Source organism: Paenibacillus turicensis, from assembly GCF_017873435.1.
GTDB lineage: Bacteria > Bacillota > Bacilli > Paenibacillales > Paenibacillaceae > Fontibacillus > Fontibacillus turicensis.
Genome location: NZ_JAGGKG010000019.1, coordinates 49589 through 63660 on the forward strand (window position 1 = coordinate 49589; position 14072 = coordinate 63660).

Annotated in this window: 16 protein-coding genes and 1 riboswitch; of the genes, 12 read left to right on the forward strand and 4 right to left on the reverse strand. The window is 39.0% G+C overall.

The annotated features are described in order from the left end of the window. Positions 1-711, forward strand: a complete 711-nt coding sequence (locus tag J2Z32_RS17455; RefSeq protein ID WP_210090473.1) for a hypothetical protein — start codon at positions 1-3, stop codon at positions 709-711. 159 nt (positions 712-870) lie between these two features. Here J2Z32_RS17455 and J2Z32_RS17460 read toward each other — a convergent pair whose 3' ends face one another. Continuing rightward, positions 871-1581, reverse strand: a complete 711-nt coding sequence (locus J2Z32_RS17460) for a GTP pyrophosphokinase (protein WP_245251572.1) — start codon at positions 1579-1581, stop codon at positions 871-873. Positions 1582-1917: 336 nt separating this feature from the next. Here J2Z32_RS17460 and J2Z32_RS17465 point away from each other — a divergent pair, with 336 nt between their 5' ends. Then, complete coding sequence (locus tag J2Z32_RS17465; RefSeq protein ID WP_210090474.1) at positions 1918-2715, forward strand: zinc-ribbon domain-containing protein; 798 nt, start codon at positions 1918-1920, stop codon at positions 2713-2715. Between the two features lie 121 nt (positions 2716-2836). Then, the gene (locus J2Z32_RS17470; RefSeq protein ID WP_210090475.1) at positions 2837-3139 is read left to right on the forward strand and encodes a hypothetical protein; all 303 of its coding nucleotides are present in this window, start codon (positions 2837-2839) and stop codon (positions 3137-3139) included. A 153-nt stretch (positions 3140-3292) separates the two neighbouring features. On the opposite strand, the gene mscL is transcribed toward J2Z32_RS17470, so the two are convergent. Next, on the reverse strand, positions 3293-3790 hold the full coding sequence (gene mscL, locus J2Z32_RS17475; RefSeq protein WP_245251567.1) for a large conductance mechanosensitive channel protein MscL: 498 nt from the start codon (positions 3788-3790) through the stop codon (positions 3293-3295). 336 nt (positions 3791-4126) lie between these two features. Further along, positions 4127-4227, forward strand: a riboswitch (purine riboswitch). A gap of 406 nt (positions 4228-4633) precedes the next feature. Between mscL and J2Z32_RS17480 the strand changes: the two genes are divergently transcribed. Both J2Z32_RS17480 and J2Z32_RS17485 read left to right on the forward strand, forming a co-directional pair. Further along, the gene (locus tag J2Z32_RS17480; RefSeq protein WP_210090476.1) at positions 4634-5209 is read left to right on the forward strand and encodes a xanthine phosphoribosyltransferase; all 576 of its coding nucleotides are present in this window, start codon (positions 4634-4636) and stop codon (positions 5207-5209) included. A gap of 23 nt (positions 5210-5232) precedes the next feature. Continuing rightward, on the forward strand, positions 5233-6597 hold the full coding sequence (locus J2Z32_RS17485; RefSeq protein ID WP_342453974.1) for a nucleobase:cation symporter-2 family protein: 1365 nt from the start codon (positions 5233-5235) through the stop codon (positions 6595-6597). Positions 6598-6627: 30 nt separating this feature from the next. Here J2Z32_RS17485 and J2Z32_RS17490 read toward each other — a convergent pair whose 3' ends face one another. Further along, on the reverse strand, positions 6628-6966 hold the full coding sequence (locus J2Z32_RS17490) for a DUF4870 domain-containing protein (protein ID WP_210090478.1): 339 nt from the start codon (positions 6964-6966) through the stop codon (positions 6628-6630). A 514-nt stretch (positions 6967-7480) separates the two neighbouring features. Here J2Z32_RS17490 and J2Z32_RS17495 point away from each other — a divergent pair. From J2Z32_RS17495 to J2Z32_RS17525, 7 genes are all read left to right on the forward strand, one after another. Next, on the forward strand, positions 7481-7669 hold the full coding sequence (locus tag J2Z32_RS17495; RefSeq protein ID WP_210090479.1) for a hypothetical protein: 189 nt from the start codon (positions 7481-7483) through the stop codon (positions 7667-7669). A gap of 167 nt (positions 7670-7836) precedes the next feature. Then, a complete protein-coding gene (gene map, locus J2Z32_RS17500; protein ID WP_210090480.1) occupies positions 7837-8586 on the forward strand; it encodes a type I methionyl aminopeptidase in 750 nt (249 codons plus the stop codon). An 80-nt stretch (positions 8587-8666) separates the two neighbouring features. Then, a complete protein-coding gene (locus tag J2Z32_RS17505; protein WP_210090481.1) occupies positions 8667-9131 on the forward strand; it encodes a DUF420 domain-containing protein in 465 nt (154 codons plus the stop codon). Positions 9132-9297: 166 nt separating this feature from the next. After that, entirely contained in the window at positions 9298-9966 is a 669-nt protein-coding gene (locus tag J2Z32_RS17510; protein ID WP_210090482.1) for a TetR/AcrR family transcriptional regulator, read from the forward strand. Positions 9967-9976: 10 nt separating this feature from the next. Further along, complete coding sequence (locus J2Z32_RS17515; RefSeq protein ID WP_245251568.1) at positions 9977-10798, forward strand: ABC transporter ATP-binding protein; 822 nt, start codon at positions 9977-9979, stop codon at positions 10796-10798. After that, complete coding sequence (locus J2Z32_RS17520) at positions 10791-11489, forward strand: ABC transporter permease (protein WP_210090483.1); 699 nt, start codon at positions 10791-10793, stop codon at positions 11487-11489. The genes J2Z32_RS17515 and J2Z32_RS17520 overlap by 8 nt, the downstream gene beginning before the upstream one ends. A gap of 23 nt (positions 11490-11512) precedes the next feature. Continuing rightward, entirely contained in the window at positions 11513-12205 is a 693-nt protein-coding gene (locus tag J2Z32_RS17525; protein WP_210090484.1) for a DUF4097 family beta strand repeat-containing protein, read from the forward strand. Here the strand turns inward: J2Z32_RS17525 and argS are convergent. Further along, complete coding sequence (gene argS, locus J2Z32_RS17530) at positions 12188-13930, reverse strand: arginine--tRNA ligase (RefSeq protein WP_210090485.1); 1743 nt, start codon at positions 13928-13930, stop codon at positions 12188-12190. The genes J2Z32_RS17525 and argS overlap by 18 nt on opposite strands. Positions 13931-14072 lie beyond the last annotated feature (142 nt).

The following is a 14072-nucleotide window of genomic DNA, read 5'->3' on the forward strand; positions in this document are numbered from 1 at the left end:
GTGATTATGGATACACCTATTGAATTTGTCAGTGGGCAAATTGGCGTGACTTTTAAGCTGGATCGATTGGCCTCTCAGTTCAACATTACAATTCCAATTCGTAGCTGGAATGAAACTGAATTCGTCAATAAGCTTACGGACAATAGCTTGTTATTGTATCAGCTTTTGGAACTGGATGAGAAGGAGCAAGCTTTCAAGCTAGATCCCCATCACCCGCTTACATCCAGTTTACTTCGATGGGAAAATGTAGTGGAATTAGATCAAGTAAAGTGTAACTGCGGGAAAGACGATTGTGAGCATCGTCAAGCGGCAATTGAGTATGTTTATTTAGCATGGCAGCAAAATCCTTGGATTGGGTTACAGGCTGTAGGCTGGAATAAGGAGTCACTGAGCGCAGCGGTGTTTGCTAACTGGTCAGCAGCTTCGCCCTTGTCTAATCAAGAACAAGTACTGGAAAAGCTTGCTGGACCACCTATCAAAGCGGTGACTCGTGCAGGTAGCAATTCAGGCATCGCAGAATGGTTAGCAGATATGGCCGATCAGGGACACCTTCACACACCTGGACCCCACTTGAATGAAATCGAGATGAAGTTAACAGGTCAGCAGACTCAGCTTGATCAGTGGCAGGAGCTGTTGCCACAGGTGAAGGGCGTAGCAGCAAGCCTTACGATGATTATTAATGAGGTGAAGAAAAACACATCGATAACATAACAAAGAAGCTCCTTGACCCCACAGTAAAGTGGGAGATAAGGAGCTTTTATTGTTTATTTACATTACATAAATTAAAACTTTATCGTTAAATCGAAACTAAATACAAGGTAGTAACGTCAAACTGTATAAATTAGACTTTATATAATTAGCCTTATTGGGCTAAGAAGACTTGTTTTCTAATAATAACTGTGAGACATCAATCAGATTGTCGGACTTTTTTGGAATTTGAGCTTCGCTGCTACCCATAATTTCCTTGCGTAGTCCATGCATTTTTTTATCAAGCTCATCTGCGGCAATCGCAGCTTCTGTTAGCTCTCTTACAACGTGTGGTGGCACCTGCTTGTCATATTTATAAAATAAAATATGCTCCATGCTGGCCCAGAAGTCCATCGCTAATGTACGCATTTGAATTTCGATTTTCATTAAACGCTTGCCTTCAAAAAGAGTGAGTGGCACTGCAACGATAACATGAAGACTTTGGTAGCCGTTAGGCTTAGGATTCGCAATGTAATCCTTCACTTCTAGGATTGTTAAATCCTCACGCTGCTTAAAATGCTCAAGCAGGCTATAAATGTCTTTCACAAAGGAGAAAACAATCCGCATTCCAGCGATATCATGAATTTTACTAATCATATTATCTACGGTCATCTCATAACCTTTACGGTCAAGCTTTTCTAAAATGCTTTTTGGCTCTTTAATACGTGTTTTAATATGTTCAATGGGACTGTAGCCATTATGAATTTTCCATTCAGTTTGTATAAGCTTAAGTTTATTTTGTAGTTCATCTAAAGCAATCTGATATAAAGTAGGGAGCTTTCTCCATTCATCTATTTGACGGAGTTGTTCTTGATCTATTTCCCAATGATACAGTTCTTTAAGGTCTAACTCTTTAAGGTCTACCTGACTTAAAATCTTTCTTGTGTCACTTGAGTTTGATATGTCCAGAATGATCTACCCCTATAATTAAGAAATTTTACTTATACTTATTGTATCGTGAATAGCTTGTCAAAATCAAAGTTTACTCAAAAATTTGCACTGACATCACAGTGACAGTAACATTAGATTTATAAAAAATACTTACGTGAAGTTTACTTGTTGAGTTTCAGTTTTCACAGTTATGACAAATCTGGTATCATTAATTATTATTTATTTTAGAATCTATTACATTACATCATGGAGATTATGAGGATAATTGGAGGAGGAGCTATGAACTTGTTTCAGAAAATTAAAAACAGCGCTGGTAAAGTAACCGATCGTGCTCAAAATGTTGTTGAGATCGGTAAATTAAATACACAAATCACAAATATTGAGCGTGAGGTTGGGCTATATTATAAACGCATGGGTGAAGTGTTTTATGAAGGCTTTCAGAGCAAGGACATGTCAAAGGCTGAAAAGGAAATGGTGGAGTTAGCACGTACATGTGGTTTGTTATTAGAGGAGCGCGATGAAATTAAATACAAAATTGCAGACCTTAAAAATGAACGTCTATGCCCTTCATGTGGCAAATCTGTAGCTAAGGAAGCATTGTTTTGTCAATTTTGCGGTAGTAAGCTACCTGAACGAAAAGAAGCAGCTCCAGCCGAGTCAGTACAATCACATACCGTTGAAAATGTCACTGCGGCTGCAAGTGAGTGGCGTTATGATGCGGTAGCACATAAGGAAAGCTCTTCAGAAAACAATATCGCTGAGAAAGAACACAATATTGCGTCTAGAGAAGAGCAGGAAGTAGAAAAGCCATTACCACCTAATCCTGAAGAGGAAGCAAAACAACAGCTTGAACTAGATCGTGAACGTAAGCGCCAAGAAGAATTGGACCGCTTAATAGCTAATTGGAAGGAGAATGTGACACCTAACACAACCACGAGTTCTTCTACTAGTTATTCTGTAGCAGGGAATGCGGCTGAAATGACTAAAGAGAATGAACATGCTAAAACATGCTCAAATTGTGGTAAAGCAATTACGATTTACAATAAATGGTGTCCGCATTGTGGAGCACAGCAGTAATAAGTGGAATTGTTCACAGAGTTGTGATATTTGTTGCCTTCCTAAACATAAACTCAATCGTAGATAATAGGTAAGAGGCATTTCGCCCAAAATGCGAAGTAATGAAGGGAGGTTTAAATAAATGGAGTGTATTGTACATTTTGAAGTTGTTCATGAACATCAGACAAAAGAACTAAGAGGTTTAATTTTTGTAGATGAGGGGAAAAATCCTACCAAAGATGACCTTTTAGGGATGTTTGAGCAAATGGGATATAAACTTCGGCTTGCAGATGAGGACCAGATGATATTTAAACCAGTAGATTCGGGTGCAGATTATAGTCACATTAGAATAAAAAGATTAGATATGGGTGACAAGGTGGAAAAGGATGACCATGATTTGAAGTCGATTGTGGGTAATTTATTGCCACAAAAGCCAAGTATTTAATTGGTCATATTATGCGTTCAGTTATAAAAAGCTATAAAATCCGATATATTAAATTTTATTTTTTTAAATAAGCAAAGGCAGATCCTGAAATAAGGTCTGCCTTTGCTTATTATTTTTTTGAAATCTACTTGTATATTTATGGACTAAGGTGCATTAATGCGCGTGTTGTTCTTTAGAATCAAGGATGGAGGTACAGTGACCACAACGTGTTGCTTTGATCGGAATTTCCATATAGCAGTGAGGACATTCCTTTGTCGTTGGTGCCTTTACGGGCTCTTCCTCTGCTGCTTTACCTCCACGTCTTAAATAGTTAATCCCCTTCACTAAGAAAAATACACATAGTGCAACTATTAAGAAGTCTAATAAAGTGTTAATAAATTGACCATATGCGATCACGGCCGCGCCCGCCTCTTGTGCTTGAGCTAACGATTGGATAGGTGCCCCATTTGGCAACGTTTTGCTTCCATCCAAATTATAAAACAAATCTGTGAAGTTTACCCCACCAAGGAGCTTCCCGATTGGCGGCATAATAACATCATTTACAACAGAGGTGACAATTTTACCAAATGCACCCCCGATAATAACCCCTACAGCTAAATCAATGACATTACCACGTACAGCAAATTCTTTAAATTCCTTTACTATTCCCATGCTAATTACTCCTTTCATTCCTACCTATAAATATATACAAAATTTAAAATAGTTTAAAGGCTTGTTCTAAAATTAGTGTCTGCTCAAAAAGGGGTGCAGAGGGATTTCGGAGAAATGAACATGTTCGCCTTTAAAGTCCAATTCTATCTATGTTACATGTCTTTCTAGGAATTGGACTTTAACAGCGATCGTAGGAACCCTCTGTTCCTTATCAAAAAGAGCAGATAGTAATTTTGAGCCTTGTTAATTTGAATTCTGTATAATTTAATCCATCTACTAAATTACTCTTTATTTCTGCGACAACTTTCGTTATACTTCTAACATTGCAACAATTCAGAAAAAAATCATAGATTTTCTCGTATATGTGCAAGAATTGGCTTGTATGTTTCTACCCGATCACCGTAAATGATTGGACTACGAGAGGAAATCCCATAACATATTACAATACCATTAACGAATTGCAAGCTGAATTAATTCCGATTGCTCATTGGTTAGCAAATAAGTATTGTTTTTGTATGTGACTTCTTTTCATTGTAGTCTATTTTCTCGTGGTTAGGGAAGATAGGCTTTTTTAGTATTTTGGCTAAAAAAATGTGTCAAAATACTCATTAATTAAACGGGTTCAATCCTAAAATTAGTGCTTGACCGCTTATCCAAACTAGCGAAGAGACAGAGAGATTCTGAAGATTGTCTCTTAAAATCAAATTCCATCTATAAATATACATTATAAAAGGAATATGATTTTAACAACAATCGCAAGAACTCTCTGGAGCGTAGCTACCTCCCAATCGTGGTCAAGTACTTATTTTGATTTTGAGCCTAAAAATCTAGGAGGAATTTGAAGTGAAATTGCTTAAAGACAAAGTAATGGCAGAAGGAATTGTACTCGGAGATCAGGTGTTAAAGGTAGACTCTTTTTTAAATCACCAAATGGACCCAAATCTAATGAAGGAAATTGGGAGAGAGTTTGTTCAGCGTTTTGAGGGACAAAAAATCACAAAAATTTTGACCATCGAATCCTCAGGCATTGCGCCGGCGATTATGACGGCATTGGAATTAAATGTACCTATGATTTTTGCGCGTAAAAATAAATCGTTAACCCTTAAAAACGATATTTTTGTGGAAAAGGTGTATTCCTTCACCAAACGTGAAACGAATGAAATTACCGTCTCCAAAAAATTTATGCACAGTAATGACAATGTCCTCATTATTGATGACTTTTTAGCAAATGGAGAGGCTGCGTTTGGTTTAGCAAGAATTGTGCAGCAATCTGGGGCAAATGTGGTTGGAATCGGGATTGTCATCGAAAAATCATTTCAACCAGGTGCAAAGCTACTACAAGAGGCGGGCTTCAAGCTTGAATCCCTGGTTAAAATTGCATCATTAGAAAATAATACAGTTACCTTTGTAGAGGAATAATAGAAAGAAGGCATATGATTGTGATAAACGAACAAAAGGATGTTGTTTTTGCAAGAAACAGACATCCGTTTAAAACTTTTTCTTTAGGAATCCAACATGTACTTGCAATGTATGCAGGCGCAGTCATCGTTCCACTTATCGTAGGTGGACAATTAAATTTTACACATGAACAACTAACCTATTTAATAGCCATTGACTTGCTTGCTTGTGGAATCGCAACGTTGCTACAAATTTGGAAAAATCGGTTTTTTGGAATTGGATTACCTGTTATGTTAGGCTGTGCATTCCAAGCTGTATCCCCGATGATTGCGATTGGGAATGAAGAGGGTATGGGTATCACAGCAATTTATGGCGCCATTATCGCATCAGGTTTGTTTGTGTTTTTATTCTCAGGTTTATTTGGGAAATTGATTGCCTTTTTCCCACCGGTAGTGACTGGCTCTGTTGTCACCATTATTGGAGTCACACTCATTCCTGTTGCTTTAACCGATTTAGGGGGCGGCGATCGTACAGCCACAAATTTTGGTAGTCCATTACATCTGTCAATTGGGTTTGGCGTATTACTCTTAATCATTTTATTGAATCGCTTTACGACTGGCTTTTTACGTTCGATTTCCGTGTTGATTGGTTTGATCGCAGGAACAATTGCTGCTGGCTTTGCAGGTGATGTTAAGGTCACACCATTAAAAGAAGCAAGCTGGTTCCATATGGTAGAGCCATTTCATTTTGGCACACCTACTTTTCATGCCTCAGCTATTATTACGATGATTTTAGTTGCAATCGTCAGTGTGGCTGAATCAACAGGCGTATTTATGGCATTAGGTAGAATTGTTGATAAGGACATTACGGCTAAAGATTTAGCACGTGGCTACCGAGCGGAAGGCTTGGCAATTATGATTGGTGGCGTGTTTAATTCCTTTCCATATACCACCTATTCACAAAATGTAGGCTTAGTTCAAATGAGTCGTGTTAAAACAAGAGATGTCATTTTTGTAGCAGGGAGCTTGCTTGTACTTATTGGCTTTGTCCCTAAAATAGCTGCACTAACGCAGCTTGTGCCAACCTATGTCCTTGGGGGTGCAATGATTGCTTTGTTTGGACTAGTATTATCCTCCGGTATTCGGATGTTAAGTGAACAGGTAGATTTGAATCGCCATGAAAACTTACTTATTATTGCTTGTTCTGTAGCGATGGGACTTGGTGTAACGGTTGTACCAGAAATTTTTGCACAATTACCAGCAAGTATTCGTATACTAGTAGACAACGGAATCGTAGCTGGGAGCTTTACTGCAATTGTTATGAACCTATTGTTTAATGGTTTACGTGGAGCTGAGCAAAAGGAACCTTCACAGAAAAACGGCACTGCTGACATTACAATGGAACAATAAATAAAGGGGTAATAAATTTAAATTTCACCATTACATGCGTTGCAGTTGTCTTTCAGCAAGCTCTCCAATCCAAGGTAATTTAACCCATTTTCCTTGAAGTGTCGTGAACATGAGAAGAAGCCACAATAATACTCCTAGTAGTGTAACAAGTGAACCTGAGATGACACCAATCACAGGAATAAAGCCTGTAAGGACATGGAATACCATGATTACCATAAAGAGCATAATAGACTGCAAGGAATGGAATAATACAAATCGACTTCGTTTTTCAATAGCTAGGAATACAACGCCACCAACAAAGGCAAATAGGTAACAAAAGAAACCAGCAACATTTTCATAAATTCCCGTTGAAGATTTGAAAGGAGACATCTGGCTAACCTTCTTTCTTATTTTTGGATGAAATGCAAACCAAGCTAAAATAGGTGATTAGTTTTTCATAAAATGGTTTAACTAACTTTAGTGTATGACGAGCTATAGCAGAGAATACCACAGCATACTGCTTTTCTATAGCAAGGATTCATTTTATGAAGCATCAATGAGATTGTGGAGGACTTTTATCAGGTATGTTATAATATACTGTGATAGGAGGTCGTCCAAACATATTGCGATGACCGCATGTGAAGAGAAAGAAGCAATATTTTGTTGCCAGGCGCTGCATATGCTTCTGTTTCTCATGAAATGTCCATAGACTTGTAGTAATACTTGAAAAAAGGATATTTCAACTTGAACAAGCGGGATTTTCTTCGGGTATGTCTAGTGTCAATGCCTGCCGGAAAGGCAACATCACTTTAGCTTGCAACTTCATACTATTTATTCAGTCACACTTTTCGGCGTTCTCGAAATCGGAGCATTAATCACAAGCGTTCTGGGAGGGAATTAAAGTATGGCAACGAAAGGTCACAATGAAGTAAAAGAAAGTTTGCGTGAAATGACGAGGATATTTAAACCTAAAGATCCCAAAAAATTTGTTAAGGAGTATGTCCGCAAGTATCGAATTACAAGTGGATATGAAGAGGAGCTCACTCATTTAGTAGAGCATGAATTAGATAAAATGGATTCCTCTGTCTCTTAAAAATCCCAGTCAGGGATAACAAATATGGCACCTATATGATGTTACATTTTCACCGTTCGGGCGCTATCTGCCTAGGAACGGTTTTTTCTTTTGATTTTTACATATTGCCTTATTTTGCGAAGAAGTTAAGCATATTGTAATAATAAAGAACACAGGAGGGGTAACGGTTGAAAATTAAATTAAAAACGAAAGAGGAAATTGCTAAAATTGGTGTGGCAGGTAGCATTTTAGCTGCTTGTCATAAGGAATTAGCGAAGCGAATTAAGCCTGGTGTGACTACGATGGAGCTTGATTCATTTGTGGAGGAGTTTTTGAAGCAGCATGGTGCAACACCAGAGCAAAAAGGATATCGTGGTTTTCCATATGCAACTTGTGCTTCCGTAAACGAGGTTGTCTGTCATGGCTTTCCCAAAAATGAACCCTTGAAGGATGGAGATATTGTCACGATTGATATCGTTGTAAACAAGGACGGCTGGTTGGCAGATTCTGGTTGGTCTTATCGGGTAGGAAAGGTAAGTGCAGAAGCAGACTCCTTGCTGAAAATAACGGAGCAGGCTTTATATGAGGGGATTAAGCAGGCGGTTCCTGGGAATCGAATCGGTGACATCGGTGCGGCTGTTTTTAATGTGGCAAAGCAAGCAGGTGTTGGGGTTGTACGTTCGCTAATTGGACATGGAATTGGACAATCGATGCATGAACAGCCAGATGTGCCTAATTTCGGGCGTGCAGGTACAGGTGTCAAGCTTAAAGCAGGTATGGTTATTACGATCGAACCTATTTTTACAAGAGGAGATACAGGCGCAGTGCATTGGGGCTCAGATGGCTGGACGATCTCCTCCGCAGACGGAAGTCTTGGTGCACATTATGAGCATACGTTAGCCATTACAGAGGATGGACCTGTCATTTTAACGAATTAATGGTATACTATTTTACGAAGTGTATGAAATATCATAGACTTATTGTTGAAATACCGAACTAGCAGGAGGATGTCGAGTAAATGGACTGGTTTACAATACTCCCAACCATTAGTACCGCATTTATCGTTATAAGTGCCATTTTGGTAGCGATAGGTTGGGCACTTATTATTAAAGGTAAGCGGGAAGCACATAAAAAAACGATGATTGCCGCTGCGGTTGCAGCAATTCTTTTCTTCATTATCTACGCTTCTAGAACTGCATTTGTAGGGAATACAGCTTGGGGTGGTCCAGCTGATTTGCATGTGTATTATCAAATTTTCCTAGTGTTTCATATTGTTTTAGCAACGGTTGCGGCTGTATTTGGAATTACGACTTTGGTGTTTGGCTTTAAGGAAAAGTATGCAAAGCACCGCAAGTTAGGACGAATTACTGCTGTCATTTGGTTTATTACTGCGATAACAGGTACAGTCGTATACGTATTGTTATACGTGTTTTATCCAGGAGGACATACCAAGGCGGTATGGGATGTTATTTTAGGATTGTAGGATAGCTATAAGCAATGACATGTTTCTCGTATTGAGAAATCAATGTTGTTGCTTTTTTTATGTGCAAGTATTGACAAATGATCTAAAGCAAACTAATATACATACCAACGGTCGGTATGTTGAGATTGATGGCATTTTATCTAGAAGTAAATATGGGGGGCCCGATATGGCAAGAATTAAACAACCAGAGCAAACGTTAGAAACGATATTGCAGATCGCGACTAAGCTTTTTTTAGAGCAAGGCTTTGAGAAAACAAGTATGCAGCACATTATTGATGAGATTGGGATGTCTAAGGGGGCGATCTATCATCATTTTAAATCAAAGGAAGAGATTTTGAGTGTGGTGATGGAACGACAGTTTAATAAAACGACGCAATATATGGAGCAATTAATTGCACAAGCGGCACAACTTGGGGGTGAGCATGGATATAACGCTAAGGATCGTCTTGTTTATATTTTAGATCATTTATTGGCGAATGAGGAAGTTCATTCGTATAATCATATTTTTAGCACCCAGATTAAAAATCCGCAGTTTGTCGTGACAGGGATTCAGCGAGGGATTATGGTGGATGCGCCTGTTATTGCAGAGATTATTGCTCAAGGCAAACAAGATGGCTCGCTTAATACCGATTACCCATTACAGTGTGCAGAAATATTTCTTTTACTCGTTAACATTTGGATTAATCCGATGTTATTTGAACGAAGTCAAGCAGACACCTACCAGCGTTTAAAATTTTTACAGCATATGATGCAATCGCTAGGCGTCGATATTGTGACGAATACGCTTATTGAAAAAATAGTGAATCGCCATGTCGAAATTGGTGGCTATGAATAGGAGCGATAATATGAACGTTGCTATGAATAATAGTACTACGAATGTTACTACGAGTGGAAAGAGTCCTAAGTCTGCGATTTCAGTACGGAATGTGACCAAGGTGCTTGCTGGACAAGAGGTCATTTCCAATTGCACAATGAATGTGCCAGAAGGTAAAATTTACGGATTTCTTGGGGCAAATGGTGCTGGTAAAACGACGATGATGAAGATGATTACAGGCCTAATGACACCAACGCAAGGTGTAATTGAAGTTTTAGGAAAAGAGATGTCAAATGATCGAAATGAGATTCTCAAAGAGATTCTTAAAGAGACGGGGAGTCTAATTGAAGTACCTGTTTTTTTCGAGCATTTAGATATGACTGAAAACTTAGCCTTGCATTTGGAATATATGGACGTACAAGGCGACAATGGGGTAAAGCACACAAGGATTGCCAACGTTTTACAAAAGGTAGGGCTGCAAGACTCAGCAAAGCTTCCCGTTTCAAAATTATCGCTAGGTATGAGGCAAAGGTTAGCGATTGCACGGGCGATCTTACACCAGCCTAAGCTATTAATTTTGGATGAGCCACTTAATGGCTTAGACCCAATGGGGATTCGAGATATGCGTACCTTATTTCGACAGCTTGTTGAGGAGCAGCACATGACTATTTTAATTTCTAGTCACATTATTTCGGAATTAGAGCAGGTTGCTGATGTCGTAGGAATTATTTCAAATGGGGCCTTGCTACAGGAAGCTGATTTATGTCAGGTTAGAGCGCAGTATTCAGGTGGACTTGAGCAATATTTTATGACTATGGTAGGCGGGAATAATGGGGGTGAAATTATTGCTTAAGCTAATGAAGCTAGAGGTACGTAGAATTCCTCTGACAGTGTATATAAAAGCTAGTGTTGTAGCTTCTTTATTTTTGTTGTGCTTTCTTTATTTTGCGTCGTATGTGGCTTCTTCAACAGGGGATGCTCAGTTTCAGCATTATGATAACATTTTGTTGTTGGCTACAATTCTGTATATGATGATATTTTGTATTTTGTCGGCGGTCATGTATACCAAATATGTCGTGCAGGAGTACGGGAGTAAACAGTTATTTTTACTATTTTCTTATCCGATTGAACGTAAAAAGGTGGCTTTATCTAAATTAGCGGTTGTAGCTAGCTTTATTACACTTGCGATGATTATAGGTTACATTCCACCCTTAGTGTTATATGGGTTAACGGAGCTGTGGACCCCGATTTTGAGGGATGTGATGTCATTACAGTTCGTCTTATCTAGTCTCAAGCTGTTAGCCATCATGGTCATTAGTGTAAATGGGATTAGCCTAATTGCAATGCGAATCGGATTCATCAAAAAGTCAGTGCCAACGACGATTGTCACTTCATTTGTGCTATTTGGGGTAATTGGGAATGCAGTGATTGGCAGCTTTAACAACGATAAGGCGCTAATCGGATTATCCGTGCTCATTATCTTGGCTGCTATGCTAGTTGCCAATAGCTTGCTTCAAGTCGTTCATAAAATGGAGCTGGAATAGAAGGGTGAAGGGAGCAAGTGTAAATGATGCTTTCAAATCAAGGTCAAGCCGTCATTCGTCATATTAAAATACCTTTGGATTCAGCTTTAAGCTTGAATTTAGATTGGTTAACGGGTCAAGTGAGGATCATGCCTAACTCAAACAATGAAATTGAGATCATTCAGTATGCAGACACTGGATTTAAGATAGAAAAAGCTTTTCAATATGAGCTTCATGCTTCCGTTATTACGATTACCGATGGGCGAAAGTCCTCGAAGTTAGGCGTGAATTTGAAAAAGACGTGCTTAGAAATCTTTGTGCCTGCTATGTTGTTATCCAATATAAATATTAAGGGCGTAGGTACACAAATTAAGCTAAGTGAGATAAATACCAAAGTACTTCAGTGTAATGTTGTGTCAGGAAAGCTACAGCTAAGTGGTGCCTACGAGAAGCTTCAACTTCAAGCTACAGCAAGTAACGTGGACGCTCAATTATGTGAAGTAAGGGAGTTAACAGTCAAATCTACCTCTTCTAAGCTTCGTGTTTGCATTCCTGAGGCGCTAAGGTTCACGATTTCCACAGGGAAGCTGACATCTCGTAAAGCGATTCGTAGCTCTTTACCTTTGCAATACGAGAAAAGTCAGCTTGAACCTAAGGAGGGCGAAGCAAGGTTTCATGTCTCTATAGCTGGGGGACATATGGAAATTGTTCCATTGGACTCAAATTTGTTCAGGTGATTGAAGCCCGATTAATGCAAGGCCATTACGTAACGTAATCTGGGTACACAATACAAGTCCAAGTCTAAAATGGCGTAAAGAGATATCCTCCACTAACACTTTGTTCTCATGATAAAACCGGTTAAATGCTTGCGCCAGATCAATTAAATAGCGGCTGATGATGGATGGCTCTAATTTGTCCATGGCTGTAACAATCCTTTCACTGAATAGGGATAACCATTTAAGCAATTGCTTGCTTTCTGGCGTTAAATATTGATTTGGCAATTGTGGATATACGTTTTCTAGAGAGCAAAGAAGTGTTGCTTTATCTAGCTTGGCTTCAGCGAGCAGGCGACAACAACGAGCATGAACATATTGTACATATGGCCCCGTTTCCCCTTTGAAATTGAGGATGTGCTCCCAAGAAAAGACGATATCTTTAATTCTGTTATTGCTTAGATCATTAAAAATAATCGCGCCCACACCCACTTGCTTGGCAACCTCTTCTGCATGGGGAAGCTGTGGGTTTTTCTCTTGGATAATTATCTTTGTTTTTTGTATCGCTTGATTCAGAACCTCCTCGAGCTTAATCATATTCCCTTTACGGGTTGAAAAGCCGCTCCCTTCTAAGCTGATTCTACCAAATGGTACGTGCATAAGTCCTTTTGCCCAAGGATAACCCATCATCTCTATAATTTTGAACCATTGTTTAAAATGTAGATTTTGCGAATAGTCTGTGACATAGATCGCTTGATCGAAATGATACGTATCGTATCTATAAATAGCAGCAGTGACATCACGTGTATGATAAAGTGAGCTACCGTCTTTTTTTAGCATAATTGCAGGCGGCATCTCATCCTTCTCAAAAGGAACAATCCATGCGCCATCATCTTGGGTAAGCAGTTGTTTGCTTTTTAGAGCCTGAATTGTTGCCTCCATTTTGTCATTGTAAAAGCTCTCCCCACAAAAGGAGTCAAAGGTGACGCCAAGCAACTCATAAATACGATTAAACTCCTGCATACTTATGTCTAAAAACCATTGCCAAATGGTGATTGCTTCCTCATTTCCTTGCTCCATCTTCGTAAACCATGCTCTAGCTTGATCCTCTAATTCAGGTTGTTTTTCACTTTCTTGATGAAACAAAATGTAAAGACGTAGTAGCTCCTCAATTCCTTGCTCTTTGACAACCGCTTCGTTGCCCCATAGCTTATAAGCCACAATTAGCTTGCCAAATTGAGTTCCCCAATCTCCTAAATGGTTAATCCCAACCACATTAAATCCAAGAAATTTAAAGATTTGATATAAGCTATTGCCAATTACAGTGGATCTTAAATGAGCGACATGAAAGGACTTCGCGATATTAGGGGAGGAATAATCAATGACGATTGTTTTGCCTGCGCCAATATTTTGAGCGCCATATTGTGTATTTTGTGATGTGATTTGTGGCATGATGGACTTCGCAAACTTGGTGTAATCAATGTAAAAATTTAAGTAGCCATTGACAGCTGCGACAGCTTCAAATGCCTCGTGGCTAAACTGTGCTTGTAGCTTATCAGCGATACTGATGGGGGATTCACGCAAAGCTTTACTGAAGTGAAAGCAAGGGAGTGCGACGTCGCCAAGCTTGTTATCTGTAGGGTACGTAAGTAAGTCTTCAATTTGCTGTGGTGTAATGTTGTGCTGTGGTGTAGCATTGTCCAGAATCGTAGTGATTTCTGTTGCGATAAGTTGTTTGAAAAGTTGCATAGTTTGCTCTCCTTTTTATTGATATTTAAGCTCAGAAATGAATAAATGAATGAACAAATTAATAAATGGCACAACTGAAATGGTGCTAATACTAAAAGATAAATGGCACTCAGGTCAAAGGTTGTTCCGCTCGCTGTTAAAA

Coding starts and splice junctions, on each gene's coding strand:
- J2Z32_RS17465 (WP_210090474.1), top strand. CDS start 1,918: ATGAACTTGTTTCAGAAAATTAAAAACAGCGCTGGTAAAGTAACCGAT.
- J2Z32_RS17470 (WP_210090475.1), top strand. CDS start 2,837: ATGGAGTGTATTGTACATTTTGAAGTTGTTCATGAACATCAGACAAAA.
- mscL (WP_245251567.1), bottom strand. CDS start 3,790: ATGGGAATAGTAAAGGAATTTAAAGAATTTGCTGTACGTGGTAATGTC.
- J2Z32_RS17490 (WP_210090478.1), bottom strand. CDS start 6,966: ATGTCTCCTTTCAAATCTTCAACGGGAATTTATGAAAATGTTGCTGGT.
- J2Z32_RS17495 (WP_210090479.1), top strand. CDS start 7,481: ATGGCAACGAAAGGTCACAATGAAGTAAAAGAAAGTTTGCGTGAAATG.
- J2Z32_RS17505 (WP_210090481.1), top strand. CDS start 8,667: ATGGACTGGTTTACAATACTCCCAACCATTAGTACCGCATTTATCGTT.
- J2Z32_RS17510 (WP_210090482.1), top strand. CDS start 9,298: ATGGCAAGAATTAAACAACCAGAGCAAACGTTAGAAACGATATTGCAG.
- J2Z32_RS17515 (WP_245251568.1), top strand. CDS start 9,977: ATGAACGTTGCTATGAATAATAGTACTACGAATGTTACTACGAGTGGA.
- J2Z32_RS17525 (WP_210090484.1), top strand. CDS start 11,513: ATGATGCTTTCAAATCAAGGTCAAGCCGTCATTCGTCATATTAAAATA.
- argS (WP_210090485.1), bottom strand. CDS start 13,930: ATGCAACTTTTCAAACAACTTATCGCAACAGAAATCACTACGATTCTG.